The sequence below is a fragment of the Achromobacter insolitus genome (genome assembly GCF_002209555.1).
Taxonomy (GTDB): Bacteria; Pseudomonadota; Gammaproteobacteria; order Burkholderiales; family Burkholderiaceae_B; genus Achromobacter; species Achromobacter insolitus.
On sequence record NZ_NJIF01000001.1, the window covers coordinates 974,580 to 999,435 of the forward strand.

General features: G+C 66.0%; 24 protein-coding genes and 1 riboswitch. Of the genes, 12 read left to right on the forward strand and 12 right to left on the reverse strand.

Features of this window, described 5'->3' with window-relative positions; genetic code table 11:
* Positions 1 to 182: 182 nt before the first annotated feature.
* Positions 183 to 518 carry an AzlD domain-containing protein gene (locus tag CEY08_RS04405; protein WP_042796553.1) on the reverse strand — a complete coding sequence of 112 codons (336 nt, stop codon included), beginning with the start codon at positions 516 to 518 and terminating at the stop codon, positions 183 to 185.
* Positions 515 to 1,264, reverse strand: a complete 750-nt coding sequence (locus tag CEY08_RS04410; protein WP_076816111.1) for an AzlC family ABC transporter permease — start codon at positions 1,262 to 1,264, stop codon at positions 515 to 517. The genes CEY08_RS04405 and CEY08_RS04410 overlap by 4 nt, the downstream gene beginning before the upstream one ends.
* 196 nt (positions 1,265 to 1,460) lie before the next feature.
* On the opposite strand from CEY08_RS04410, the gene CEY08_RS04415 reads away from it, so the two are divergent.
* The 4 genes from CEY08_RS04415 to CEY08_RS04430 all read left to right on the forward strand — a co-directional run bounded on the left by CEY08_RS04415 (position 1,461) and on the right by CEY08_RS04430 (position 4,258).
* Positions 1,461 to 2,381 carry a branched-chain amino acid transaminase gene (locus CEY08_RS04415; RefSeq protein ID WP_076816113.1) on the forward strand — a complete coding sequence of 307 codons (921 nt, stop codon included), beginning with the start codon at positions 1,461 to 1,463 and terminating at the stop codon, positions 2,379 to 2,381.
* Between the two features lie 77 nt (positions 2,382 to 2,458).
* Positions 2,459 to 2,680 carry a zinc-finger domain-containing protein gene (locus tag CEY08_RS04420; protein ID WP_076816114.1) on the forward strand — a complete coding sequence of 74 codons (222 nt, stop codon included), beginning with the start codon at positions 2,459 to 2,461 and terminating at the stop codon, positions 2,678 to 2,680.
* Between the two features lie 37 nt (positions 2,681 to 2,717).
* A complete protein-coding gene (locus tag CEY08_RS04425; protein WP_042796551.1) occupies positions 2,718 to 3,140 on the forward strand; it encodes a YybH family protein in 423 nt (140 codons plus the stop codon).
* 17 nt (positions 3,141 to 3,157) lie between these two features.
* Complete coding sequence (locus tag CEY08_RS04430) at positions 3,158 to 4,258, forward strand: YheT family hydrolase (protein ID WP_042796550.1); 1,101 nt, start codon at positions 3,158 to 3,160, stop codon at positions 4,256 to 4,258.
* Positions 4,259 to 4,297: 39 nt separating this feature from the next.
* On the opposite strand, the gene CEY08_RS04435 is transcribed toward CEY08_RS04430, so the two are convergent.
* On the reverse strand, positions 4,298 to 5,824 hold the full coding sequence (locus CEY08_RS04435; RefSeq protein WP_076816116.1) for a M48 family metalloprotease: 1,527 nt from the start codon (positions 5,822 to 5,824) through the stop codon (positions 4,298 to 4,300).
* Between the two features lie 57 nt (positions 5,825 to 5,881).
* Between CEY08_RS04435 and galU the strand changes: the two genes are divergently transcribed.
* Complete coding sequence (galU, locus tag CEY08_RS04440) at positions 5,882 to 6,733, forward strand: UTP--glucose-1-phosphate uridylyltransferase GalU (RefSeq protein WP_063642351.1); 852 nt, start codon at positions 5,882 to 5,884, stop codon at positions 6,731 to 6,733.
* A 19-nt stretch (positions 6,734 to 6,752) separates the two neighbouring features.
* Here the strand turns inward: galU and CEY08_RS04445 are convergent, their stop codons facing one another.
* The 5 genes from CEY08_RS04445 to CEY08_RS04465 form a co-directional block, all read right to left on the reverse strand.
* A complete protein-coding gene (locus CEY08_RS04445; protein ID WP_076816118.1) occupies positions 6,753 to 7,619 on the reverse strand; it encodes a cytochrome c oxidase assembly protein in 867 nt (288 codons plus the stop codon).
* A gap of 96 nt (positions 7,620 to 7,715) precedes the next feature.
* On the reverse strand, positions 7,716 to 8,819 hold the full coding sequence (locus CEY08_RS04450; RefSeq protein WP_076816120.1) for a porin: 1,104 nt from the start codon (positions 8,817 to 8,819) through the stop codon (positions 7,716 to 7,718).
* A 25-nt stretch (positions 8,820 to 8,844) separates the two neighbouring features.
* On the reverse strand, positions 8,845 to 11,643 hold the full coding sequence (mgtA, locus tag CEY08_RS04455; RefSeq protein WP_076816122.1) for a magnesium-translocating P-type ATPase: 2,799 nt from the start codon (positions 11,641 to 11,643) through the stop codon (positions 8,845 to 8,847).
* Between the two features lie 423 nt (positions 11,644 to 12,066).
* Positions 12,067 to 12,408 (reverse strand): hypothetical protein, encoded by a 342-nt coding sequence (locus CEY08_RS04460; RefSeq protein ID WP_042796545.1) that lies wholly within the window; start codon positions 12,406 to 12,408, stop codon positions 12,067 to 12,069.
* 439 nt (positions 12,409 to 12,847) lie between these two features.
* Complete coding sequence (locus tag CEY08_RS04465; protein ID WP_076816124.1) at positions 12,848 to 13,852, reverse strand: sodium:calcium antiporter; 1,005 nt, start codon at positions 13,850 to 13,852, stop codon at positions 12,848 to 12,850.
* Positions 13,853 to 13,931: 79 nt separating this feature from the next.
* Positions 13,932 to 14,099: riboswitch (yybP-ykoY riboswitch) on the reverse strand.
* A 122-nt stretch (positions 14,100 to 14,221) separates the two neighbouring features.
* Between CEY08_RS04465 and CEY08_RS04470 the strand changes: the two genes are divergently transcribed.
* Positions 14,222 to 15,565, forward strand: a complete 1,344-nt coding sequence (locus CEY08_RS04470) for an aminopeptidase P N-terminal domain-containing protein (RefSeq protein ID WP_042797572.1) — start codon at positions 14,222 to 14,224, stop codon at positions 15,563 to 15,565.
* A 23-nt stretch (positions 15,566 to 15,588) separates the two neighbouring features.
* Here CEY08_RS04470 and CEY08_RS04475 read toward each other — a convergent pair whose 3' ends face one another.
* On the reverse strand, positions 15,589 to 16,053 hold the full coding sequence (locus CEY08_RS04475) for a TM2 domain-containing protein (protein WP_063642202.1): 465 nt from the start codon (positions 16,051 to 16,053) through the stop codon (positions 15,589 to 15,591).
* A gap of 79 nt (positions 16,054 to 16,132) precedes the next feature.
* On the opposite strand from CEY08_RS04475, the gene CEY08_RS04480 reads away from it, so the two are divergent.
* The 6 genes from CEY08_RS04480 to ruvA all read left to right on the forward strand — a co-directional run bounded on the left by CEY08_RS04480 (position 16,133) and on the right by ruvA (position 21,656).
* Positions 16,133 to 17,302: a UbiH/UbiF/VisC/COQ6 family ubiquinone biosynthesis hydroxylase gene (locus CEY08_RS04480; RefSeq protein WP_076816126.1), complete on the forward strand. Its 1,170-nt coding sequence runs from the start codon at positions 16,133 to 16,135 to the stop codon at positions 17,300 to 17,302.
* A 115-nt stretch (positions 17,303 to 17,417) separates the two neighbouring features.
* Positions 17,418 to 18,443, forward strand: a complete 1,026-nt coding sequence (gene dusB / locus CEY08_RS04485) for a tRNA dihydrouridine synthase DusB (protein WP_042796541.1) — start codon at positions 17,418 to 17,420, stop codon at positions 18,441 to 18,443.
* A gap of 36 nt (positions 18,444 to 18,479) precedes the next feature.
* Positions 18,480 to 18,719 carry a helix-turn-helix domain-containing protein gene (locus CEY08_RS04490; RefSeq protein ID WP_006217670.1) on the forward strand — a complete coding sequence of 80 codons (240 nt, stop codon included), beginning with the start codon at positions 18,480 to 18,482 and terminating at the stop codon, positions 18,717 to 18,719.
* 101 nt (positions 18,720 to 18,820) lie between these two features.
* Entirely contained in the window at positions 18,821 to 20,410 is a 1,590-nt protein-coding gene (purH, locus tag CEY08_RS04495; protein ID WP_042796540.1) for a bifunctional phosphoribosylaminoimidazolecarboxamide formyltransferase/IMP cyclohydrolase, read from the forward strand.
* The gene (gene ruvC / locus CEY08_RS04500) at positions 20,410 to 20,958 is read left to right on the forward strand and encodes a crossover junction endodeoxyribonuclease RuvC (protein WP_063960017.1); all 549 of its coding nucleotides are present in this window, start codon (positions 20,410 to 20,412) and stop codon (positions 20,956 to 20,958) included. Before purH ends, ruvC begins: the two co-directional genes overlap by 1 nt.
* A 125-nt stretch (positions 20,959 to 21,083) precedes the next feature.
* Positions 21,084 to 21,656: a Holliday junction branch migration protein RuvA gene (ruvA, locus tag CEY08_RS04505; RefSeq protein WP_042796538.1), complete on the forward strand. Its 573-nt coding sequence runs from the start codon at positions 21,084 to 21,086 to the stop codon at positions 21,654 to 21,656.
* Positions 21,657 to 21,662: 6 nt separating this feature from the next.
* Here ruvA and CEY08_RS04510 read toward each other — a convergent pair whose 3' ends face one another.
* The 3 genes from CEY08_RS04510 to ruvB form a co-directional block, all read right to left on the reverse strand.
* Positions 21,663 to 22,571 carry a complex I NDUFA9 subunit family protein gene (locus CEY08_RS04510; RefSeq protein WP_042796537.1) on the reverse strand — a complete coding sequence of 303 codons (909 nt, stop codon included), beginning with the start codon at positions 22,569 to 22,571 and terminating at the stop codon, positions 21,663 to 21,665.
* A 101-nt stretch (positions 22,572 to 22,672) separates the two neighbouring features.
* Positions 22,673 to 23,638 (reverse strand): threo-3-hydroxy-L-aspartate ammonia-lyase, encoded by a 966-nt coding sequence (locus tag CEY08_RS04515; RefSeq protein ID WP_063642207.1) that lies wholly within the window; start codon positions 23,636 to 23,638, stop codon positions 22,673 to 22,675.
* A 77-nt stretch (positions 23,639 to 23,715) separates the two neighbouring features.
* On the reverse strand, positions 23,716 to 24,789 hold the full coding sequence (ruvB, locus tag CEY08_RS04520) for a Holliday junction branch migration DNA helicase RuvB (protein WP_063642208.1): 1,074 nt from the start codon (positions 24,787 to 24,789) through the stop codon (positions 23,716 to 23,718).
* Positions 24,790 to 24,856: the final 67 nt, after the last annotated feature.

Below are 24,856 nucleotides of genomic sequence, written 5' to 3' on the forward strand. Positions count from 1 at the left end.
GATACTCATGAGGGCAGTACCAGGCCCGGATTGCTGTGGATAACATGATTTTAGCGCAGCCGCATTACCACACGGTCAAGACGCCGTTCGAAAGGCATTGCAAACGCCTGCCGACGCCCCCAAAGAGCGCCCGCCGGGCATACCCAGCACGTCCACCAGATGGACGCTTTATGGCAGTATCCTCAGCCGGCCAGCCAGCGCAGGCCCCAGAGCGCCAACATGCCGACAATGATGACCAGGACCGCGCTGCGGGTGCGCAGGAATACCAGGATGGCGACCACGCCGGCGACCAGCTTGTAGTCGAACACGGGCCCCAAGCCGGCCTTCCAGGGCAGCAGGTCCGGCACGATGATGGCGGTCAGCGCTGCCGCGGGCGCGTAGCGCAATGCGCGTCGCACCCCCTCCGGCAGGGGAATGTAGTCGCCGAACAGCATAAAGCCGGCGCGGGTCAGCACACTGCACAGGGCCAGCAGCAGGATGGCGGAATAGACGTAGATTTCGGAAGGCCAGAAAGTCATGCGCGGGCCTTGAAATAGCGTTCGGCCCAGATGCCGGCGACCACGCCTGCCACCACGGCGGCCGCCAGGCCCAGGCGTAGCGGCAGGACCTGCCCGGTCCAGGCGACCACGCCTGCGGCCAGCATCGAAATCAGCATGGGCTTGGAACTGGCCAGCGGCACCGTGATGGCCAACAGCGCCAGCACCGCGGCAAAGTCCAGCGACCAGCCGGTGGGCACCATGGTGCCCAGGTAAATACCCACGATGGAGGACGTCTGCCAGACGAACCAGCCCGGCGCGATGGCGCCCAGGAAGAACCAGAGCTGCTCGCGCGTGCCCCGCACCGCCGCATCCCCATAGCGCGGCATGAACAGCACGAAGCCCATGTCGGTCGTGAAATAGCCCAGCCCCAGCCGCTTGGGCCAGGACAAATGGCGGAAATAGGGTTGCAGGGCCGCGCCGAAAATCAGGAAACGCAGGTTCACCACGCAGCCGGCGGCGAAAATCAGCCATAGCGGCGCGCCGGTGGCGATGAGCGGCAGGGATGTCAGTTGCGCGGAACCGGCGTACAGCAGCAGGGTCATGGCCAGCGCCATCGACTCCGTCAGCCCCGATTTGACCATCGCCACCCCGGTGACCAGCCCCCACGTGGCCGTGGCGATCAGGGCGGGCACGATGGCGTGAACACCAGCGCGAAACGCAGTGAGGCGTTCCTGGCGGACCACGGCGGGGTCTTCGGTTTCAGGAAGCGCGGATTCAGAGGACAACGGCTGGCCCCTGGCGATTCGGACAGGACGACATGGAAACTCTAAGGAAAAGGAACGCACGACAACCCGTTCGCCCGCCGGGATCACTGTGCGCGGGTCCGGGGACGCCGCGCCGGGGCGCGAATAGGCGCGTATTGTAACCTCGCCGCTTGATACAATACGGGCCTCGAGATTCTTGGGCTCTTGGGAGTAGACCATGTCGATGGCAGACCGCGACGGCTTCATCTGGTATGACGGCAAGCTCGTTCCGTGGCGAGACGCGACCACGCACGTCCTGACGCACTCCCTGCACTACGGCCTGTCGGTGTTCGAAGGTGTACGCGCCTACCGTTCCGAGATCGGTACCGCCATTTTCCGTCTGCAAGACCACACCAACCGCCTGTTCAATTCGGCGCACATCTACCAGATCCCCATGCCCTTCGATCGCGACACGATCAACGAGGCGCAGCGGACGGTTGTGCGCGAGAACCAGCTGGAAGCCGGTTACCTGCGCCCCCTGGTGTTCTACGGCCCCGAGAAAATGGGGGTCTCTCCCAAGGGCGCCCGGGTGCACGTGGCCATTGCCGCCTGGCCCTGGGGCGCGTACCTCGGCGAAGAAGCGCTATCCGAAGGCATCCGCGTCAAGGTGTCGTCCTTCGCGCGCCAGCACGTGAACGTCACGATGCCGCGCGCCAAGGTGGCCACCACCTACGCCAACTCCATCCTGGCCAATACCGAAGCCCTGCAAGACGGCTACGACGAGGCCTTGCTGCTGGACACCGAAGGCTTTGTGGCCGAGGGCTCCGGCGAGAACCTGTTTATCGTCAAGGACGGCGTGCTCTGCGAGCCGGAAATCGCCTCTGCCCTGACCGGCATCACCCGCTCGACCATCCATGCGCTGGCCGCCGACCTGGGCCTGCGCGTGCTCACCAAGCGCCTGACGCGCGATGACGTCTACATTGCGGACGAAGCGTTCTTCACCGGTACCGCCGCCGAAGTGACGCCCATCCGGGAAGTGGACAACCGCCAGATCGGCTCCGGCCGGCGCGGCCCGATCACGGAGAAGCTGCAGAAAGCGTTTTTTGACGTGGTGAATGGCCGCAACCCGAAGTACCATCACTGGCTGAGTAAAGTCTGATCCGCGCGGCCCGGTCCAAGACCAGGCCGCAACATTGCCCCAACCTGCCGTTTACCGGTTTTTTTTCAGGAATATCCATGACCGCTGCTGCCTCGGCCGCCGTCCCCCACTCCCACGAAGTCATCGAGGTCGGCGCCGACGACCTGCCCGTGTTCTGTCCGGGCCCCAAGGCGCCGCTCTGGAGCATGCACCCGCGCGTGTTCCTGGACGTGGCTCGCACCGGCTCCGCCAGCTGCGCCTACTGCGGCGCCGAATACCGCCTGAAGCCCGGCACCGTGCTGCACGGCCACGGGCACTGAGTTACCCGCTCCACAACGTCCACCCGTTTCCGCAACCATGTTCGCCACGCCCGAAGAAGCAGAGCACGCGTTCTACGAAGCCCTCGAGCAGGCGGACGTCGTTCGCCTGATGCAAGTCTGGGCGGACGACGAGGAAGTCGTCTGCATCCACCCGGGAGGCCTGCGTATCGTCGGCCACTCGGCGGTGCACGACTCCTGGCAGCAGGTACTGGCCAACGGCCCCCTGCACGTGCGCCCTTTGCGCCCGCTGGTCATGCTGAGCATGATGTGCGCCGTGCACGTGCTGGTGGAACAGGTGGCGGTGCAGACGCGGGAAGGCACGCAATTCGCCAATTGCTACGCCACCAATATCTACCACAAGGGCCCCACCGGCTGGCGCATGGTCATGCACCATGCCTCGCCGGCGCCCACGGAAGCCGGGGTGCTCGACTTGCACGACGTACCCGACATGCTGCACTGAATCGGGTGGATTTTTAGTTGGCCGCTGCTCGTCTTGATACAACGCCCTGCCCCGTTCCCTCCTGGTTGCCCGGAGGCGACAGCCAGACGGTGTACGCCGCCTTGTTCGCGCAGTATCACCGGATCGCGTTCGTGCGCGATCGGGTCGACACGCCCGACACCGATTTCGTCGACTTCGATTGGACCGGTCCGGGCCTGTTCCCGCACAAGTCCGCCGACGGTGCGCCCGTCAGCGGCCAGCGCCCGGTCGCCAATGGCAAGACCGCCGCGGCACGGTGGATGACGGATGCGGACTGGAAGTCCCTGCCGCATACGCCCGACACGCCCGCCCTGATCCTGTTCCACGGCCTGGAAGGCGGCAGTAACAGCCGCTATGCGCAATCCATTGCGCATCATTTCCGCGCGCGCGGCTGGATCGTGGTGATCGCGCATTTCCGAGGCTGCTCGGGCGTGCCCAACCGTCTGGCCCGCGCCTACTACTCCGGCGACTCGGCCGAGGTCGGCTTCCTGCTGGAAACCGTGCGCCAGCGCATCCCGCATGCGCGCTGGCATGCCGTGGGCGTTTCGCTGGGTGGCAACGCCCTGCTCAAATACCTGGGCGAGCACCAGGAAGACACCGGCTGGCTGACCGCCTGCGCGGGTGTCTCCGTGCCGCTGGATCTGGTGGCTTGCGGCAAGACGCTGTCCACCGGCGTATTCAATCGGCGGGTCTATACCGCCCATTTCCTGAAGACGCTCAAGCACAAAGTGCTGGAGAAGGCGCACCGTTACCCCGGCGCGGTCGACGTCATGCGTATTGCGCATGCGCATGACCTGCGCGAGTTCGATGACACCTACACGGCGCCCATGCATGGTTTTCGCAATGCGCTGGATTACTGGACGCGCGCCTCCAGCAAGCCGTGGCTGCCGAAGATCTCCGTGCCGACGCTGGTGCTCAATGCCCGCAACGATCCGTTCGTGCCGGCCGCCTCGCTGCCCACGCCCGAGGAATGCTCGTCCGCCATCCTGTTGCACCAGCCCACGGATGGCGGCCATGCCGGTTTTCCGACAGGCAGCTTCCCGGCGCACCTGAACTGGCTGCCACAGCGGCTGGGCCGCTTCTTCGAGACTGGCCTGTAAGACGCTGGCAGGGCGCGCGCGCCCTGCCAGGCCCGGCGTTCAACCCGACTTGAAGCGCTCCAGCAACTGGCGCTCTTCGGCCAGCTTGTCTTTGACTTCCTTGATCTGCACGTCGATCTGCGATTGTTCGTAGAAGTCGGTAGACATGCTGCGCGCCTGTTGCAATTGCGATTCGGCGGCGGCGTATGCGCCTGTCATGACGTAGTAGCGCGCCTGATCGCGGCGCGCGGCCACGGGCTTGCCGTTGCGGTCCTCGCTCTGGGCCAGCATCTGGTAGAGGCTAGGCTCATCGCTGCCCCACTGCTTGATCTTGGCGCGCAGGTATTCCTGCGCGTCCGCGTGGCGGCCGACGCTTTGCAATGCCTGGGCGTAGGCGATGCCAAGGGCCCGGTGCCCCGGCCAGCGCTTGGTGCCGGCCTGGGCCAGCTCCAGCGCGCGGGGGTAGTCTTTGCGGGCCAGGGCAATGTCCACGCTGAGCTTGGCCAATTGAGCCGAGCTGCGGCCGTCGGCCGACGCCAGGTTCCAGTTGCGCTCGGCCTCCGCCAGGTTGTTGCGCTGGTATGCCTGCAGCGCCAGGCCGTAATAGGCGGCAGACCGGCGCACGCCGGACAGCGCCTGGGCCTCGTCCTGCAATTGCTGGCTCGCGGTGCGCAGGCTGACCGCATCGCGGCCTTGCACCACGCGCATCTTGGCGCGCACGTACCAGAAGTCGTCGCTGTCCACGTGGCGTGCCACGGGCGACTGATTGCGCACCCGGTTCTGCACATCCGACATACGTTCGATGGACAGAGGGTGGGTGCTGGCCCATGAGCCGCCTCCCGCCCCTTCGTTCAGGCGCGACGCATTCATCAGGCGTCCGAACATCTGCGCCATGCCTTCGGCGTCATAGCCCGCCTTGGTCAGCATCTGCAGCCCGGCCCGGTCGGCCTCGCGTTCCGCATCGCGCGAAAAACCCAGTTGGCGGTTGATGGCTGCTGCCTGGCCAAAGGCCGCCACGCCCATTGCCAGATTGCCGCCCCCGCCGGCCAGTGCCGCAAGCAGGGCGCCGGCAAGGCTGGCCAACATGACCATGCCGTTCTGGTTTTGCTGGGTCATGCCGCGGGCGATGTGGCGCTGCACGACGTGGCCGATTTCGTGGGCCAGCACCGCGGCCAGTTCGGATTCGCTGCCGGAAGACACGATCAGGCCGGTGTTGACGCCGATGAAACCTCCAGGCATGGCGAAGGCGTTGATTTCGGGGTCGCGCACGCCGAACATCTCGACCTCGGGAACACCGCCAGGCGCGAACGCCGCCAGCTTGCGCCCCATGGTGGTGAGGTACTGGCTGAGTTCGGAATCGTCCACATAGGTCGGGTCGCGCCGCCCCTGGGCCATGATGGCCTCGCCCAGGCTGCGCTCCAGCATGGGGGACAGCTCGGTAGCGGACGCCGCGCCCATCGAGGGCAGCCCTATCGGCTGCGCCCAGGCGGCAATCGGGAGGGCGGGCATGGCCAAGGCCACGGACAGGCCGACGATTGCACCCCGTTTCGCAATCGAGCAAATGGATGGCATTTTCCTGCGGTTCATAAGCCTATGATAGCGATGAGCTTAAAATGTTTCATCGATACCCCCAACGAGGTCTCAATGCGTCCTGTCCGTAAAGCTGTTTTCCCTGTCGCTGGCATGGGTACGCGGTTCCTGCCCGCCACCAAGGCAATGCCCAAGGAAATGCTGCCCGTGGTCGACAAGCCGCTGATCCAATACGCCGTGGAAGAAGCCGTGGCTGCCGGAATCACCGACCTTATTTTCGTGACCGGGCGCAATAAGCGCGCCATCGAAGACCACTTCGACTCCGCCCCGGAACTGGAATCCGATCTGGAAAGCAAGGGCAAACATGAGCTGTTGGCCATGGTGCGGGGCATTCTACCCGCGCATGTGAATTGCCTCTACATCCGCCAATCCGCCCCGCTGGGGCTGGGCCACGCGGTGCTGTCCGCCGCGCCCGCGGTGGGCGACGAACCCTTCGCCGTGCTGCTCGCCGACGACCTGATCGACTCCGACCAGCCCGCGCTGAAGCAACTGGTGGACGTGGCCGTGGCGCAGAACGCCAGCGTGCTGGGCGTGCAGGACGTGCCCCGCGCGGATACGCGCAAGTACGGCATCGTGGCCACCCGCCAGGGCGATGCCCGCGCCGACGGCCGCACCGAACGCGTCACCCATATCGTGGAAAAACCGGATCCCGAAGCCGCGCCGTCGACGCTCGCCGTCGTGGGCCGCTACGTGCTGGAAGCCGCAATCTTCGACCACTTGCGCTCCACCAAAATGGGCGCCGGCAACGAAATCCAGCTGACGGACGGCATCGCGTCGATGATGCGCGAGCGCGCCGTATATGCGCACCGCTATGAAGGCGTGCGCTACGACTGCGGCAGCAAGGCTGGCATGTTCCAGGCTACCGTGGCGCTGGGCAAGAAGTACCACGGCCTGCTGCCCGAGTAACGGCAAGCCGGCTGCATCCTCAGGCGGACACCGCCCGGGCCTTGGCCCTGGCCCGCGCCTGCGCATCGCGGTCCGCCTTGCGCAGGCGTCCCTTTGCCGACAGGCGCATCAACGTCCCCAGGGCTACCATCAGGCCGATCACCTCGACCAGCGCTGCCGGTATCCACATGGTCAGGCCGCCGATGGTCTGGTCGGTCTGGGCCGACATCGCGATGGCCCGCCCGCACAGTTCGAAGAGCGGATAGATATCGCTTTCGGTGAAGGCGATGATCGCGCCGGCCACCATCTGCGGCAGCATGGTCAGCACGGGCGAGATGACCCGACCGCCCGGCGTCATGGCCGCGGGCGGCGCGGGCCTGCGGTCCAGGATCAGGTTCCAGTACATGAAGCCGCTGATCACCACCGACCAGTTCATCAGGCGGTAGAGCCGCCAGTCCAGCATGGAATAGAACTGCACCGACGGGATCAGCCAGACGAGCACCAGGAAGACGAACAGGGCCGGAACGAAGATCTTGTGGGTGAGCACCGTCACCGTGGCGCGGCCGGCGCCGGTACGCAGGAAGTCGCGCAGCCGGACGCGCCAGCGCATGGGCAGCCCCGCCCGCATGACCTGGCCCGGGAAGGCCGCCATGACCAGCAGCGGCCCCAGGTGATGCAGCACCAGATGCTGGATGCGGTGAATGAAGAACATGCGCTCGGCGTAGTAGTCGAGCCGGGTATGCATGGACAGGTACAGCAGCACCATGCCCGTCCAGAACAGGATGCGGCGGGCGGCGGTCACATGATGGACCCGCTGGCCACGCACGAACAGCACGATGGCCACCAGGAAGGAGGCCACCAGCGTGGGAGAGAACTCCCAGGGTATGAGCCATTCGAGACTATCCATGCAAACCTTCCGGAAAACGTCGGGGCTGGACGGGGACGGGCGCCATGCGCCGCACCTGCCGATTGTAGTTGACCCCGGGCCGCCCCGCCGCCGGACTCAGAAACGGTGCGAAATGCCCGTGCCCACGCGCGTGGTGTGGGAATGAGCGGGGTCGAACTGGTCGTCCAGCGTGTAATTCGACGCATAGCCGGCAAAGGCATACAGCGTCGTGCGAGGAGACAAGGTGTACGTATAGCCCAGAGTCATCACCTGCGCATTGCGCGCCGTCATGCCGTTGTCCCAATGCCAGTCCGGATGTGCCAGCGACCATTGCACCAGGACGGCGCCCGGCCCCACAGGCACACTGGCGCCCACCAGCCAGGCGTTGACCGTGCCGCCACGGACGAAAGCGGCGGGTCCCAGGCCCAGCCCCAAGCCGTCCGGGTCGCCACCATCCAGCCCGACATCGCCATTGCGCTGGCGCGACCACGCCAGGGACAGCTTCAGCACCTCGAAATCGTAAGAGGCGCCTAGCTGCACCGCCTGCGGCCGCCCATTGCTTCCCGGCGGGGCATCGGCCAGGCGCAACTGGTCCCAGGTGGCCACCGCCAGCAAAGGCCCGTCCTCATATTTCAGGCCCAGGCTGAGCGCGCGGTTGTTGCTGGCGGTGCCAAAATGGTCCTGGCCGTCGGCGTCGAAGGAATAGCCGATCCCGGCCTGGAAGCCGTGCCAGGCCGGCGTGTAGTAATTGACCAGGTTGCTGAACTGATAGTTGTCGGACGCCTTGAACGTGGCGCCCATGCCCATTTCCTTCCAGGACGCGATTTCCAGCGAATTGCCGTAGACCTGCCCTATCGTATGTTGACGGCCTAACCGCAATTCGCCATAGCTGTCGTGCCCCAGGCCCACCCAGGCAGCGTAGTTGAAGTAGCGGTCGTCGTCGGCCCGCTTGCCGGACGAGGGATCGAAGCCGCTTTCCAACTGGAACCGGGCGTTCCATCCGCCGCCCATGTCTTCCTCCCCCGTCATGCCCCAGAGCGAGTCGGTCAGCCCGCCATTGAGCAACCCACTATGGCTGCCCTGTCCGGACACATTTGTGACGGCCACCCCCGCATCCACCACGCCGTACAGGGACACCCCCTGCACGGCGTCCGCGCCGCGCGCGGTCAGGGGAGAAATCAGGCCGGCCGCCAACAGTACGGCAAAAGTAGCGATTCTCATGCGTTTCTCCTGAAGGCGCGGCAAGCTATTGCCAGCCGTAGCGGCGGACCCAGATGCCCTTCAACAACTGCGTCAGCGTGCAATAGGCCAACAGGATGCCAGCCAGCCAAGGGAAGTAGCTCCACGGCAGCGCCTGCAGCTGGAGGTATTCGGCCAGCGGCGAGAACGGCAGCAGCAACCCCAGGGCAACGACCATCAGCGTCATGCCCATCAACGGCCAGGCGGCGCGGCTTTGCAGGAACGGGATCTTGCGTGTACGGATCATATGGACGATGAGCGTCTGCGACAACAGCCCCTCGACGAACCAGCCGGACTGGAACAGCGTCTGGTGCTCCGCGGTATTGGCCTGGAATACGTACCACATGAGCGCATAGGTGGCGATGTCGAACAGGGAACTGATCGGGCCGAAGAACACCATGAAGCGGCCAAGGCCGTCAGGATCCCATTGCTGCGGCTTTTTCAGCAATTCTTCGTCGACATTGTCGAACGGAATCGCCGTCTGGGAAATGTCGTACATCAAGTTCTGCACCAGCAGATGGATGGGCAGCATCGGCAGGAAAGGCAGGAAAGCGCTCGCCACCAGCACCGAAAAGACGTTGCCGAAGTTCGAGCTGGCCGTCATCTTCAGGTACTTGAGCATATTGCAGAAGGTCTTGCGGCCTTCGATGACGCCATCCTCCAGCACCATCAGGCTTTTTTCCAGCAGGATGATGTCGGCCGCCTCCTTGGAGATATCGACGGCCGAATCCACGGATATGCCCACGTCGGCCGCCCGCAGCGCCGGCGCATCATTGATGCCGTCGCCCATGAAGCCCACGGTATTGCCCTGAGCCCTGAGGCTGCGCACGATGCGCTCCTTGTGTGCCGGCGTGAGGCGCGCGAACACGTTGGCCTCGCGCACGGCCGCGGCCAGTTGCGTCTCGTCCATCGCCTCGATATCAGAACCCAGGTAGACCTTGCGCACCTCGAACCCCACCTCGCGGCAGACCTTCTGGGTCACCAGTTCCACGTCGCCGGTCAGCACTTTCACGTTGATGCCGGAATCCCTGAGCGCCTTGAGCGCGGGCGCGGTGGATTCCTTGGGCGGGTCCAGGAATGCGATGTACCCCACCAGCACCAGATCGGATTCGTCCGCGACGCCGTAGGTTTGCTGCGTGGGCGGCAACTCCCTCACGCCCACGGCGATGACGCGCAGGCCGTCACGGTTGAGGTCTGCCGTCACCTTGCGGATGTCCGCCCGGCGGGCATCGGTCAGCAGGTGTTCCTCGCTGCCCACGCGCAGCCGGGTGCAGACGGCCAGCACCTCTTCCAGCGCCCCCTTGCAGATCAGTTCGTGGTGCTCGCGGCCGTTCTCGGTCTCGTTCACCACCACCGACATGCGCCGCCGGGAAAAGTCGAAGGGAATCTCGTCGACCTTGCGGTACTTCGCCGCCAGATCGAGTTTGCGTTCGACCTCGGCATGCTGCAGCACCGCCACGTCCAGCAGGTTCTTCAAGCCGGTCTGGTAGTAGCTGTTGAGATAGGCGTAGGCCAGCACGTCGTCGCTGCTGGTGCCGTATACGTCGGTGTGCCGCTCCAGCACGATGCGGTCCTGGGTCAGCGTGCCGGTCTTGTCCGTGCACAGCACGTTCATCGCGCCCAGGTTCTGGATCGCGTCCAGCCGCTTGACGACCACCTTGCGGCGCGACATGCGCACGGCGCCCTTGGCCAGCGTGGCCGTGACGATCATGGGCAGCATTTCGGGCGTCAGGCCCACGGCGATGGCCAGCGCAAACAACAACGCTTCCATCCAGTCGCCCTTGGTGAACCCATTGATCAGCATGACGATGGGCGCCATTACCAGCATGAACCGGATAAGCACCCAGCTCACGCGGTTGATGCCTTGCTGGAACTGGGTCCGCGCGCGGCTCGTCTGCGTGACGCGCCCGGCCAATTGACCGAAGTAGCTGCGAGTGCCGGTCGCCACCACCAGGGCGCTGCCGGAACCGCTGACGACATTGGTGCCCATGAACGCCATGTTCTCCAACTCGAGGGCATTGGCAGTCTCGAGACGCTGCGTCGCATATTTCTCGACGGGCAGCGACTCGCCCGTCAGCGCGGCTTGCGCGATGAACAGGTCCTTGGCCGCAAGGATGCGGCAATCGGCGGGAATCATGTCGCCCGCCGACAGCAACACCACGTCGCCCGGAACCAACTGCGCCAGCGGCACCTCGACCTGCCGCGAACCGCTGACGTGCAGCGCCACGCCGAAATAGCGGCGGGCATCGCCTTCGGCCTGGGTGGCCGGGTCGCTGCGCAGGACGGTAGCGGTGTTTTGCACCATGGCCTTGAGCGCTTCGGCGGCGCGGCTGGAACGCTGTTCCTGCGCGAATCGCAATACGGTGGAAATGAGCACCATGGCCCCGATGATGAAAACCGCCATCCAGGATTGATCGTCCGGGACCGCCATGTGCACGTCGGTCAGCCAGGACAGCGCCGCCAGCGCGGTCAGCAGCAGGTTGAACGGGTTGCGATAGGACAGCCAGAGGTGGGCATGCCAGGAAAGCGGCTTTTCATGGTCGACTTCATTGGCGCCGTAGCGTTCGCGGGCGGTCTGCGCCTGGGCCTCTGACAGCCCGCCACGGCTGCTGCCGAACAACGAGAACAAAGCGCCAAAATCCATGCGCGCCAGGTCCAGCATCTGGCGGTTGGCATGGCGAGCCGTGTCGGAGGAGGCGGCGGCGGCAGCCGCGCCCCGCTCGGGCATGGGTGAGCGGCGGAAGTGTCTAGCGGTATGGCGCAGGCCCGCCGCCGACGTAAAGAAGGACTTGAGAAACTTGAACATCGGAGTGCTCCGGTTATACGTGTAGTTGTCGGAGACACGGACCACCCTGCCCTGCTGCCGCCCACGCGCGGGCAGCAGCAGGCCGCGGCTTTCGCTCAGAAAGCCGTCAAACCGCCGCTTACGGGCGTGCGCAGGCACCGGGGCAATGTTGCCGGTATCCGGATCGCATGGAAATGCGCCGGGTGCGGAAAACGGAAGGGAGCTAGCGAAGGAACCGATACCGGCGGCGAGGGCGCACAAGACGTGGGCCAGGCCGGGGATTCCAGGCTGCGGACTCCGTACGGGCCAGGATGACTATCCCGCCTGTCGGTTCGCAGCGAATAGACAGGTCAGGCAGGCATGCCGGCGCCGCGCACTGGGCGCAATCGAGGCTCGGGGTCTAAGGCACTGGGCATGATCTCTCCTGGGGAAGAAAGGGCGGCTTCAGGCCAGCGCGGCCTGCGCGGCTTGGGCGCCGAAATGCACGTGACGCACGGCGGGATTGGCGCTCAGGCGGCGCGCCTGCGACATCAGTTCGCCCCGCAGCTCCGGGGGGCAATTGACGGTGATGCAGGCGGACGCCATGCCAGGATCCCGGCCCTGGTCGATCTGTACTTGCGAGACGTCCAGGCCGGCGGCGCTGAAGTCCAGGCAGATCTGCTTGCGCAAGGCGCCCAGCTCGTCGCGCGGACAGATGACCGTCAAGCGCGATGTGCCGCGGCGGCGGCTCAGGGCGGCAGAACGGTCCACGCCGGCGCGGCGCAGGAACAAGTCGAAGAAACGCATAACGACCTCCATTGCAAGAATGGGGAGCGTGATCGCGAATACGCGCGCACCTCCGCTGCGTTCAGCGGACAGGCACGAAAAACGTGCACGAACGCGGACGCTGCGACTGGCGGCGGTTCTGGCGGTTTATGTTGGGGAGGTTCCCGGCAAGCCGCTGGCTTGCGCGATTGCCCGGGCGTGAGCCTGGAGCTTGGGATACAACCGCAACCTGTTCAACAGGCTGCGGCAGACGGAGTTCTGCGTGGACCTGTTAAACAGCGACGTCGATGCAAGATCGACAACTTTCGCCGGAATCGGTATTCACGAAGACTGCTCCTGGGATGGATAACAGGCAGGATTTTACGCGGGTTTCCACTTATGGACAAGGTTTTTGCCACGAAATCTGGCTTGATCGTGGCAAAACCGGCTGGGGCCGAAGCCCCCCAGCGCAACGTGCCGCTCAAACGTAGAAATGCCAGCCCAGATAGGCGGCGAACACGGCATACAGGCCGCCCACCGCCGACAAGGCCGGCACGCTCATGACCGAACGGCGGAAGCGCAGCCACAGCAGGCCGATCGAGAGCATGGTGAACAGGCCCGCCGCGAGCAGAGGGCCGTCCAGCAACCACGGCGTCATGAAGATGCCCAGCGCGCTGGGGATAGTTGCCTGGATCATCATGGCGCCCGAAATGTTGGCCAGCGCCAGCCGCTCCTTGCCCTGGCGGACCCAGATCAGTGCATTCATGATTTCCGGCAACTCGGTCGCGACCGGCGCCAGCAACAACGCCGCGACGTGGGGCGACGCGCCCATGGCCACGCCCAGCACTTCAATCTGATTCACGAACACGTGCGAAGCCCCGGCGATCACGACCAAGGCCATGACGGTCTGCGCCACCGACCAGAACATCGTCGGGTTTTCGTCGCGGGGGCGCAGCTTGAGCGGCTCGAGATCCTCGCTGTCCAGGCTCTCTTCGTCGTTGCTGAGCTCGCGCTTGACGTAGAGACCGTAGGTGGCCAGGAACAGGATGCCCAGCCAAGGCTTCCAGGCGAAGGCCAGCAGGCCCAGGCCGACCTTGAAAATGAAGATGCCCATGAACCAGGCCTGGTCGCGGGCCAGCCGGCGCTGGTCCGCGTTGATACAGGCCGCCTGCGGGGCCCGGGCGCGGCGCGAGCGCCAAAGGGTCAGGCCGACCACCGCATAAGCCAGCGTGGCCAGCACCAGCGGGCCGCCCATGGCGGCGCCAACGCCTATGTCTTTTTGCTCTGGGGTGTCGCCGAAGACCACGGCCATGAAGGTCACGGCACTTTCCGGCAAGGCGGTGCCGAAGGCGGCGAGCACAGTACCGGTCGCAGTGGCGCCAAGCTGGAAGCGATGACCGACCCATTCAACGCCGTTCACGAAGAACTCACAGGCGAAGTAGATCACTGCCGCAGACAGGAAAAACAGGAACAGGGTGAGAAACATATAGGCGAGCCGGACGAGCAGAAACCAATTGGCGCGACGTCGCGGCTCGCCCGGCCAAGGGTGAACGCAACGCGGCCAAAGGTCTCGCCTGGCTGCTCCATGCGGCGGGCGTGCCGCAGCGCATGGATACCGCTAGCGCCATGGAGTTCTAGCGGCTGCTCCGCAGCGCTGAACCACCAAGTCTGTTGACGCTAGCTCCTTTGAGGGGACAAAGGATGGCTACTCCCCAATGACAGAGCCGCGATTGTAGCAGCTTGCCCGAAGCGGTCCAGCGGATTCGGCGTGGCCTGCACGGGGTGTCGTATCCGAGGGATGGCAGGTAAAGTAAACGGCATCATCACCTTGCCGGGGTTCGCGCCCCACTCCGCCATGAGCCTGCCTCCCGAAGACATCGCCCCTTACGCCGCGCGGCGCCAACGCCTGATGGAGCAGATGCGCGCCGATGGAGGCGGCATTGCGATCCTGGCGACCGCACCGGAAGCCACTCGCAACCGAGACGCCGAATACCCCTATCGGCATGACAGCGATTTTTTCTACCTGACCGGGTTCACCGAACCCGGCGCCTGGCTGGTGCTGATCGCGGGAGCGACCGACCGCTCGGTGCTCTTCTGCCGCCCACGCCACATCGAGCATGAAATCTGGGAGGGCAAGCGTTTCGGCCCCGAGGCGGCGGCGGCGCATTTCGGCTTTGACGACGCCCATCCGCTCGATGCGCTGGACGAGCTGATGCCTGCGCTGCTGCAGGACCACGCCACCCTGTACGCGCCCTTGGCCAGCGACAAGCGCAACGACGGCCGCCTGCACCGCTGGCTGGCCGCGGCGCGCGAGGCCAGCCGTGGCGGCCATGCTCCCCCCTCCCGCCAACAGGACATCCGGCCCCTGCTGGCCGAAATGCGGTTGATCAAGGACGCCAGCGAAATTGCCGCAATGCGGCGGGCGGCCAAGATTTCCGCGGGCGCCCACGTGCGCGCCATGCGCGTCGCCCGCCCCGGCATGCGCGAATACGAGATCGAGGCCGAACTGCTGTACGAATTCCGCCGCCATGGCGCGCAGTCGGTGGCCTACAACAGCATCGTCGCAGCGGGCGCGAACGCCTGCGTGCTGCACTACCCGGCCGGCGAGGCCGTGCTGCGCGACGGTGACCTGGTCCTGATCGACGCGGGCTGCGAAGTCGACAGCTATGCCAGCGACATCACCCGGACCTTTCCCGTGAACGGCCGCTACAGCGGCCCGCAGCGCGCGCTGTACGACCTGACGGTGGCGGCCCAGGACGCCGCCGCCCAGGCCACCGCGCCCGGCCGCAGTTTCAACGACGGCCATCAGGCCGCCCTGCGCGTGCTGGCGCAAGGCATGCTGGACCTGAAGCTCTTGAAAGGTTCGTTGGACGGCGTGCTGGAATCCGGCGACTACAGCCGTTTCTACATGCACCGCACGGGCCACTGGCTGGGCCTGGACGTGCACGACGTGGGCGACTACCGCCAGCCCGGCGCGGCCCATGGCGCCGAACGCCCCTGGCGCAGGCTGGAAGCCGGGATGATGCTGACGATCGAACCGGGCATCTATGTGCGGCCCGCCGATGATGTACCCGAGGCGTACTGGAACATCGGCATCCGTACCGAAGACGACGCGCTGGTCACGGACGAGGGCTGCGAGCTCATCACCCGGGGAGTCCCCGTGCAGGCTGGGGAAATCGAAGCGCTGATGCGCGAATAGGATCGCGGCGCGGCAGGCGCGCGCTAGAACACGTAGCCGTCCAGCCAGCCCATGGCGATCCAGGTGTAGACCACCACCATGGCGATGGCAAACATGGAGACAATGGCGCCGACCAGGCAGGCCAGGATGGCGACCAGCACCGGTCCCCAGCCGGTCCGCGTGGGTCGGCCCAGGCCGGCGTTGTAGAGGCGGTCAAATTTCTCGTCCGGCATCAGCGAAAACACCGCGCTTTCGATGAAGCCGTCGATCATGGGAATGAACAGCAGGAAGAATGCCGGGTTGTCGTACCAGACGGGATAGAAGCGCACCGCGCAGAACAGGCTGATGAGCGCCAACGCGGTCACCAGCCAGGCGTGGCGCCGACCCAGATACCACCAGTGCGCGCCTACCGCGCCGAACAGGCAGGCCAGCAGGCCCACTGTGACTTTGCCGCGCGGACGGCGGGCGGGAGCGGCGGACAGCGGGGAGGAAGCCTGGAGCTGCGTCATGTCGGTCGACCGGAAAAAGGACCACGGCGCCAAGAAGCGCCGGCTGCTGCGGATTGTAGTGGACGGTTAAAATCCGGTCATGACTTCATCCGCCTTCGACATAGCGATACTAGGCGCCGGCCCGGTGGGCCGCGTGCTGGCCCTGATGCTGGCCCGTGTGGCGCCGGACCCGGCGCGCATCGCGCTGCTTGCGGGCAGCCCGCCCGCCCCGGTCGCGCCGTCGGCGGCGGCGCCGGCCACGGATCCCCGCGTGCTGGCCATGAACCACGGCAGCCGGGTATTGCTGGAAGCGCTGCATGCCTGGCCCGACCGCTCGGCCGACATCCGCAACATCCATGTATCGCAACGCGGCCGGCTGGGCCGCACCCTGATCCAGAATACCGATTTCGGCGTGCCGCAGCTGGGCAGCGTGGTCGCGTATTCCGGGCTGCACGCGAAGCTGGACGAATGCGTGGCCGCCTGTGGGGTTACTGTCCTTCCGGGTCCGCCCGCCAGGATCGGCCTGCAGGATGCCGATGGCGTGCGCGTCCACCAAGGCGATACGACGCTGCTGTGCCGGGTCGCTGTGCAGTCCGATGGCGCGGGCGCGACCGACGTGCGGCGCGACTACGACCAGCACGCCGTGCTGACCACGGCCCATGCCACCCTGCCCCGCCGCGGCTGGGCCTGGGAACGCTTCACCGCCGAAGGTCCGCTGGCGCTGCTGCCGCACCCGCAGACCCCGGACGCCTATTCCGTGGTCTGGTGCTGCACCCCCGAGCGAGCCGCCGAAGTGGCCGCGTTGGACAATGCCGCCTTTTCGCGGGCGCTGTCGCAGGCTTTCGGCGACCGCCTGGGCCGGCTTTCCAGCCAGGCGCCGCGGCATGTCTTTCCGCTGGCGCTCAGCGCCCGCCGCGCCCAGGTGCATGGCCGCGTGGCGGCTATCGGCAATGCCGCGCAAACGCTGCATCCGGTCGCCGGCCAAGGCCTGAACCTGGGGCTGCGTGACGCGGCCCGCCTCGCCCAGACGCTGGGCGGCTGGCTGCCCCATCCCGAGGTCAACCCGGCGTCCGCCCTCGCGGAATTCGCCGGGGCTCGCCACGTGGACCGGCTCATCACCGCTGGCCTGACGGATCTGATGCCCCGAATCTTCTCGACCGGCCTGGCTCCGGTGGAGCATGCTTGCGGCCTGGCCTTATTGGGGATGGATCTGGCTTCTCCTCTGCGCGCGCCACTGGCGCAGCATCTGCTGCAAGGTTTCCGCGCCTGATTTCCCCTGAATCCGTCCCCGAACAAGGGCTGGATTGTCTGTTTTCGCCTTCCCTTGTTACGAAGTGTTCTCCAGGTGACAAAGGGGGCACGATTGAGCCGGTTAAAATGTGAGCATGCGCATAGGTCAATGGACCCTTCCCAACAACGTGCTGGTCGCGCCCATGGCGGGCGTGACCGACCGTCCTTTCCGCCAGCTTTGCAAGAAGCTGGGGGCGGGCTATGCCGTGTCGGAAATGGCCGCAAGCAACCCGAAGCTGTGGGATAGCGTCAAGACTTCCCGCCGCCTGAACCATGACGGCGAAATCGCCCCCATTTCCGTGCAGATTGCCGGCGCCGACCCCGCCATGATGGCGGAGGCGGCGGCATTCAATGCCGGAAAGGGTGCGCGGATCATCGACATCAACATGGGCTGCCCGGTCAAAAAGGTCTGCAACGTGGCCTCCGGGTCGGCGCTGCTGCGCCACGAAGACCAGATCGCCCGCATCCTGGACGCCGTCGTATCGGCCTGCGCGCCCCTGGGCGTGCCGGTAACGCTGAAGACCCGCACCGGCTGGGACCGCGAAAGCCGCAACGCCTTGCGGGTGGCGAAAATGGCGGAAAACGCCGGCATCGCCGCCCTGACCTTGCACGGACGCACCCGCGCCGACCTCTATACGGGCGAGGCGGAATATGACACTATCCGCGCCGTCAAGGCCGAGCTGAAAATTCCCGTTGTCGCCAACGGGGACATCACCTCGCCAGAAAAAGCCAAGTACGTCCTGGATTACACTGGCGCCGACGCGGTCATGATCGGCCGGGCGGCACAAGGCCGTCCCTGGATTTTCCGCGAAATCGACCACTACCTGCGCACGGGCGAAACACTGGCCCCTCCCTCCTATGGGGAAATGCGCGAGCTGCTGCTCGAACATCTCGACGACCACTACCGGTTCTATGGCGAGCACACTGGCGTACGCACAGCGCGCAAGCACATAGGCTGGTATCTGGACGGCCTGCCGGGCGCAGACTCGTTCTGTGCCCGCATGAATCTGATCGACAATACCCGCGACCAGTGGCGGGCTGTGTCGGACTGGTTCGATCTCATCTCGCGCGACGGCGGATCCCATCCGGCGCCGGTCGCAGAAGCCCTGCTGGCGGCATAACCGCCTCAACACCAACATAAAAATATCTGTACTCAAATGAGCAAGAAAGATGTCCTGGAAGAATGCGTGCGCGCCAGCCTGGAGCGCTATTTCGAAGACTTGGGCGAATCCGAGCCCCACGACATGTGGGACATGGTGATGCGCTGCGTGGAGCGCCCGGTGCTTGAAGTAGCGTTGGAACGGTCGGGCGGCAATCAGTCGCGGGCATCCGAAATGCTGGGCATCACCCGCAACACCCTGCGCAAGAAGTTGCTGGCGCACAATATCCAGGTATAGCTTTCGCGCGCGGGCGGCGTGCGTATCGCCTCGCCCGCACCCCAGATTTCCCATCAGACCTGAACGAGAAAGGCGCCCCCGCCCCACTCCCGTCCCTCACCATGAAAATCGAAACCGCCCTGCTTTCGGTGTCCGACAAGACCGGCATCGTTGAATTTGCCCGCGCCCTCGCCACGCGTGGCGTGCGCCTGCTGTCCACCGGCGGCACCGCCAAGCTGCTGGCCGACTCCGGCCTGACCGTCACCGAAGTGGCGGCCCACACGGGTTCGCCTGAAATTCTCGATGGCCGCGTCAAGACGCTGCATCCGAAGATCCACGGCGGCCTGCTGGCGCGCCGCGACAGCGCCGAACACATGGACACCATCAAGGCGGCGGGCATCGACCGCATCGACATGCTGGTGGTGAACCTGTACCCGTTCCGCGAAACCGTGGCCAAGCCGGACTGCACCTTCGCCGACGCCGTTGAGAACATCGACATCGGCGGCCCGGCCATGCTGCGCGCGGCGGCCAAGAACCACGGCACCGAAGCCGGTGGCGTGACGGTGGTGATCGACCCCGTCGATTACTCCCGCGTGCTGGCTGAAATGGACAAGGGCGGCAACACCTCGTACGGGCTGCGCCTGGAACTGGCCTCCAAGGTCTACGCCCATACCGCCGCCTACGATGGCGCCATCGCTGCCTACCTGACCAGCTTGGCGGAAGCCGAGCCCAAGCAGGAAGCCGTACCCGCCCGCAATGAATGGCCGGGCACCCTGACCCTGCAGGTCAAGCAGGAACAAGCGCTGCGCTACGGCGAGAACCCGCACCAGACCGCCGCCTTCTACGTGGACGCGCAGCGTCCGGCCGGCCTGCTGGGCAACTACCGCCAATTGCAGGGCAAGGAACTGTCCTACAACAACATCGCGGACGCCGACGCCGCCTGGGAATGCGCGCGCAGCTTCGAAGCGCCCGCCTGCGTCATCGTCAAGCACGCCAACCCCTGCGGCGTGGCGGTCGCAGCCGACACGCTCGGCGCCTACCAACAAGCCTTCAAGACCGATCCCACTTCGGCTTTCGGCGGCATCATCGCTTTCAACCGCCCGGTGGACGCCGCCACGGCCGAAGCCGTGAGCGCCCAGTTCCTGGAAGTGCTGCTGGCTCCCGCCTATGACGGCGCCGCGCTGGCCATCCTGGCCGCCAAGAAGAACGTGCGCGTCCTGGAAGTGCCGATGGGCACGGGCCAGAACGCTTTTGACGTCAAGCGCGTGGGCGGCGGCTGGCTGGTGCAGAGCCCGGACGCCTACAACGTGCCGCGCGACGCGCTCAAGGTGGTCACCAAGCGCCAGCCCACCGAAGAGGAAATGAACGATCTGGCCTTCGCCTGGAAGGTCGCCAAGTACGTCAAGTCCAACGCCATCGTGTTCGTCGGCGGCGGCATGACCCTGGGCGTGGGCGCCGGCCAGATGAGCCGCATCGACTCGGCCCGCATCGCCTCGATCAAGGCCGAGAACGCCGGGCTGACCCTGAAGGGCTCGGCCGTGGCGTCCGATGCCTTCTTCCCGTTCCGCGACGGCCTGGACGTGGTGGTGGCTGCGGGCGCGACCTGCGTGATCCAGCCTGGCGGCAGCGTGCGCGATGACGAAGTGATTGCCGCGGCCGACGAGCACGGCATCGCCATGGTGCTGACCGGCACCCGCCACTTCCGCCACTGATGCGCGTCCTCGGCATCGATCCCGGCTTGCGCCGCACCGGCTTCGGTGTGATCGATGCCGACGGGCCGCGCCTGCGCTACGTGGCCAGCGGGACCATCGTGGTTCCGCCCGCGCTTACGCTGCCCGAACGTCTCAAAGTCATCCTGGACAATCTGCGCCAGGTGGCGCGCGACACCCAACCGGACGTGGCGGCGCTGGAAATCATCTTCCTGAACACCAACCCCGCGTCCACGCTGCTGCTGGGCCAGGCGCGCGGCGCCGCGCTGTGCGCGCTGGCCGACAGCTCGCTGCCCGTGCACGAGTACACCGCGCTGCAAATCAAGAAGGCCGTGGTCGGCACGGGCCGCGCCGCCAAGGAACAGGTGCAGATGATGGTGCAGCATCTGCTGGCGCTGGACGGTGCGCCCGCGCCCGATTCGGCGGACGCCCTGGCCTGCGCCATCTGCCATGCCCATGCCGGACCATTGCAGGACAAGCTGGAGCGCCTGGGCGCCTCCTTGCGCATGAGCGGCAAGACCCGCATCCGCAACGGGCGCCTGGTCGGCTGACGCGCTGCTGCACGACGGTTTGCCGCCAGGCGGGCCGGGTTCCCGCCGATTGCACGCCCGCGCGTATAGAATCCCCGCATCCGCCGCGCTTTCAGCGGCCTCACTCTTGCCAAGCCTACCTCGCCATGATCGGACGCATCACAGGAACCCTGATCGAAAAACTCCCGCCCACCATCTGCGTGGATGTGGGTGGTCTGGGTTATGACATCGACGTGCCCATGAGCACGCTGTACTCGCTGCCCGACACGGGCGCCCGCGTCACGCTATACACGCACCTGACGGTGCGCGAAGACGCCCATATCCTTTATGGATTCGCCACGGCCGGCGAACGCAGCGCTTTCCGCGAATTGATCAAGGTCAGCGGCATCGGCGCGCGCACCGCGCTGTCGGTGCTGTCGGGGCTGTCGGTGGCGGATCTGGCGCAAGCCATCACCTTGCAGGAATCTGGCCGCCTTACGCGCGTGCCCGGCATCGGCAAGAAAACCGCCGAACGCCTGCTGCTGGAAATGCGGGGCAAGCTGGGCGCGGACATCGGCGCATCGCCGCATGCGGCGCCCGACAACCAGTCGGACATCCTCAATGCGCTGCTGGCGCTGGGCTACTCCGAGAAGGAATCGCTGTCGGCACTGAAGACGCTGCCGGAAGGCGTAGGCGTGTCCGACGGCATCAAGCAGGCATTGAAGGCGCTGGTGCGCTGAGCGGGCCTACAAATAGCGGGGCGCCACGGCTTCCAGGCCCGTCGGCACCACGTGCAGTTCGGGCGCGATCGGCCCGGTACAGATGTTGTCGCGCCGCAGGGAATCCAGGTTGTCGCGAGACATCAGCGGCGTGCCGGGCAGGCATTCGAACAGCCTTGCCTGCATGCGGCCCACCCCCATCGGCATGTTGATCACGGGCCTGGGATGCCCGCCCCAGGCGGCGCACAGGCGGGCGATCTCACCCAGGGTGTAGACCTGGGGTCCCCCCAATTCATAGGTCTTGCCGCAAGTGTGCGTATTACCGAGCGCCGCCACGATGGCGGCGACCACGTCGCCCACATAGACCGGCTGCATGCGCACGTGCGCGCCCGCCAGCGGCAACACCGGCAGCCAGCGCGCCAGGCCGGCGAACATATTGGTGAAGCGGTCGTCGGGCCCGAACACCACGGACGGACGGAAAATGGTCCAGCCGCCCTCCTGCCGGCCTTGGAATTCCTGCTTGATGGCGGCTTCACCATCGCCCTTGGAACGTTGGTACATGCTGTCGCCATTGGAGTCGGCGCCGAGCGCGCTGACGTGCAGCAGCCGCTGCGTGCCCCGCCGCAGGCAGGCTTGCGCGATACGCTGCGGCAACAGCACGTGTGCCCGAGCGAAATCCGAGCCATAGGGCCGGCCAAAATTGCCGTGCAGAATGCCGACCAGATTGATGACGGCAGTGCAGCCATCCAGCAGGCCGTCCAGCGTGGCATCGTCATGCACATCGCATTCGAGCAAGGTGACCGTGGGAAGAATCTGCAAATCGCGCCCGCGGCTGTAGAGCCGGGTGGGAACGACGATCTGATGCTGATCGGCGGAAAGCCGCGCTACCAGATGGCGGCCGATGAAACCGGTGCCGCCGATGACAAGGATACGCATGTCGCAGCCCCTGTTCGTCAGGATTCAGTCCCGATTCTGCCTTGCACGCGCTACATCCGCAAGCGCGTATCGGCGGCCCCGAAAAGGGGCCGCCTGCGGTATCAGGCCGCCAACAGCTTGGCGTAGTTCGGAAGGTCGACGTTGCCGCCGCTGATGATGACACCCACCCGCGCGCCGCGCACCGGCACCACGTTCTGCATGACAGCGGCCGCGCCCAGGCAGCCGGTGGGTTCCACCACCATCTTCATGCGCTCGGCAAAAAAGCGCATGGTGCTGACCAATTGCTCGTCCGTCACCGTGACGATGTCGCGCACATGCTTCTGGATGAGCGGGAAGGTGAGGTTGCCCAGGTGCGTCGTGGCAGCGCCATCGGCCAAGGTCTTGGGAGCGGGAATACGGACGATTTCACCCTTGCGCAGAGACTGCTGGCCGTCGTTGCCGGCTTCCGGCTCGACGCCATAGACCAGGCAGCGCGGGCTCAGCGCGAAGGCGGACAGGGCCGATCCCGACAGCAGGCCGCCGCCGCCCAGGCATACGAACAGGTAATCCAGTTCGCCCACTTCCTCGAACAGTTCCTTGGCGGCCGTGCCCTGGCCAGCGATCACGTCTTCGTGGTCGTAGGGCGGGATCAGCGTGGCACCGGTTTCCGCCTGGATACGGCGGGCGATCGCCTCGCGGTCTTCGGTGTAGCGGTCATACGTGACGATCTTGCCGCCATAGCCTTCCGTGGCGGCGCGCTTGGCGGCCGGCGCGTCCAGCGGCATGATGATGGTGGCCTGCACGCCCTGCAGCTTGGAAGCCAGGGCGATGGCCTGCGCGTGGTTGCCCGATGAGAACGTCACGACGCCAGCGGCGCGCTGCTCCGGCGTCAAGCGCGCGATGGCGTTATAGCCGCCCCGGAACTTGAAAGCGCCCATGCGCTGGAAGTTCTCGCACTTGAAGAAGACCGACGCGCCGCTGATCGCATCGGCGGTGGCCGAGGTCAGTACGGGCGTGCGGTGCGCGTTGCCGGCCAGGCGCTCGCTGGCGCGCACGACGTCGTCATAGGTGGGCAATTCGGGCTGCATGGGGTGAGGTCCTTTGATCGCGGAGAAGAATCAAAACCTCCGGATGATAAACCCGCGGCGCCCGGGGCGCGCGCCGCCTACTTGCCGAAAAGGTCGCCCGACCCGGCCGTGGCGCCGGCCGGCGGGGTCAGGCCCAGGTGGCGCCAGGTAGTCAGCGTGGCGGTACGGCCGCGCGGCGTGCGCTGCAGATAGCCATGCTGGATCAGGTAGGGTTCGATCACGTCCTCGATCGTGTCGCGCTCTTCGCCTATGGCCGCCGCCAGGCTGTCCACGCCGACGGGGCCGCCGTCGAACTTGTGGATGATGGCCTCGAGCAGCTTGCGGTCCATCAGGTCCAGGCCTTGCGGATCCACTTCCAGCATGGCCAGCGCGCGGCCCGCGACCTCGGCGTCGATAGTGCCGCCGGCCTTGACCTCGGCATAGTCGCGCACCCGGCGCAACAGCCGATTGGCGATGCGCGGCGTCCCGCGGGCGCGCCGCGCCACCTCGGCCGCGCCATCCGGCGTGATGCCTGCGTTGAGCAGACCGGCGCTGCGCGTAACAATGTGGCCGAGATCGGTGGCGTTGTAGAACTCCAGCCGCGACACGATGCCGAAGCGGTCGCGCAGGGGATTGGTCAGCATGCCGGCGCGGGTGGTGGCGCCAACGAGGGTAAAGGGTTGCAGGTCCAGCTTCACGCTGCGCGCGGCCGGCCCTTCCCCGATCAGGATGTCGATCTGGAAATCCTCCAGCGCCGGGTAGAGGATTTCCTCGACCACAGGCGACAGGCGGTGGATTTCGTCGATGAACAGGACGTCGTTCTTTTCCAGGTTGGTCAAGAGCGCCGCCAGGTCGCCAGGGCGTTCCAGCACCGGCCCGGAGGTCTGGCGCAGCTGCACGCCCATTTCATGGGCAATGATGTGGGCCAGCGTGGTCTTGCCCAGGCCCGGCGGCCCGAACAGCAGCACGTGGTCCAGCGCTTCGCCGCGCTTCCTCGCGGCGGCGATGAAGATCTCCAACTGTTCGCGGGCGCGCTGCTGGCCAACGTACTCGTCCAGCGCCTTGGGCCGCAAGGCGCGTTCGATCGACTCCTCGTTGGGCGACACCGGCTGCGGCGCCACGATACGGGGGGCGTCGGGACGGGAGGAAAGCGAATCGGACTGGATGGCCATGGTGCGGAAACGACAAAGTACTGAGCAGGATGCATCGTACCGTAGCGCGGCCCGCCCCGGGGGGCGG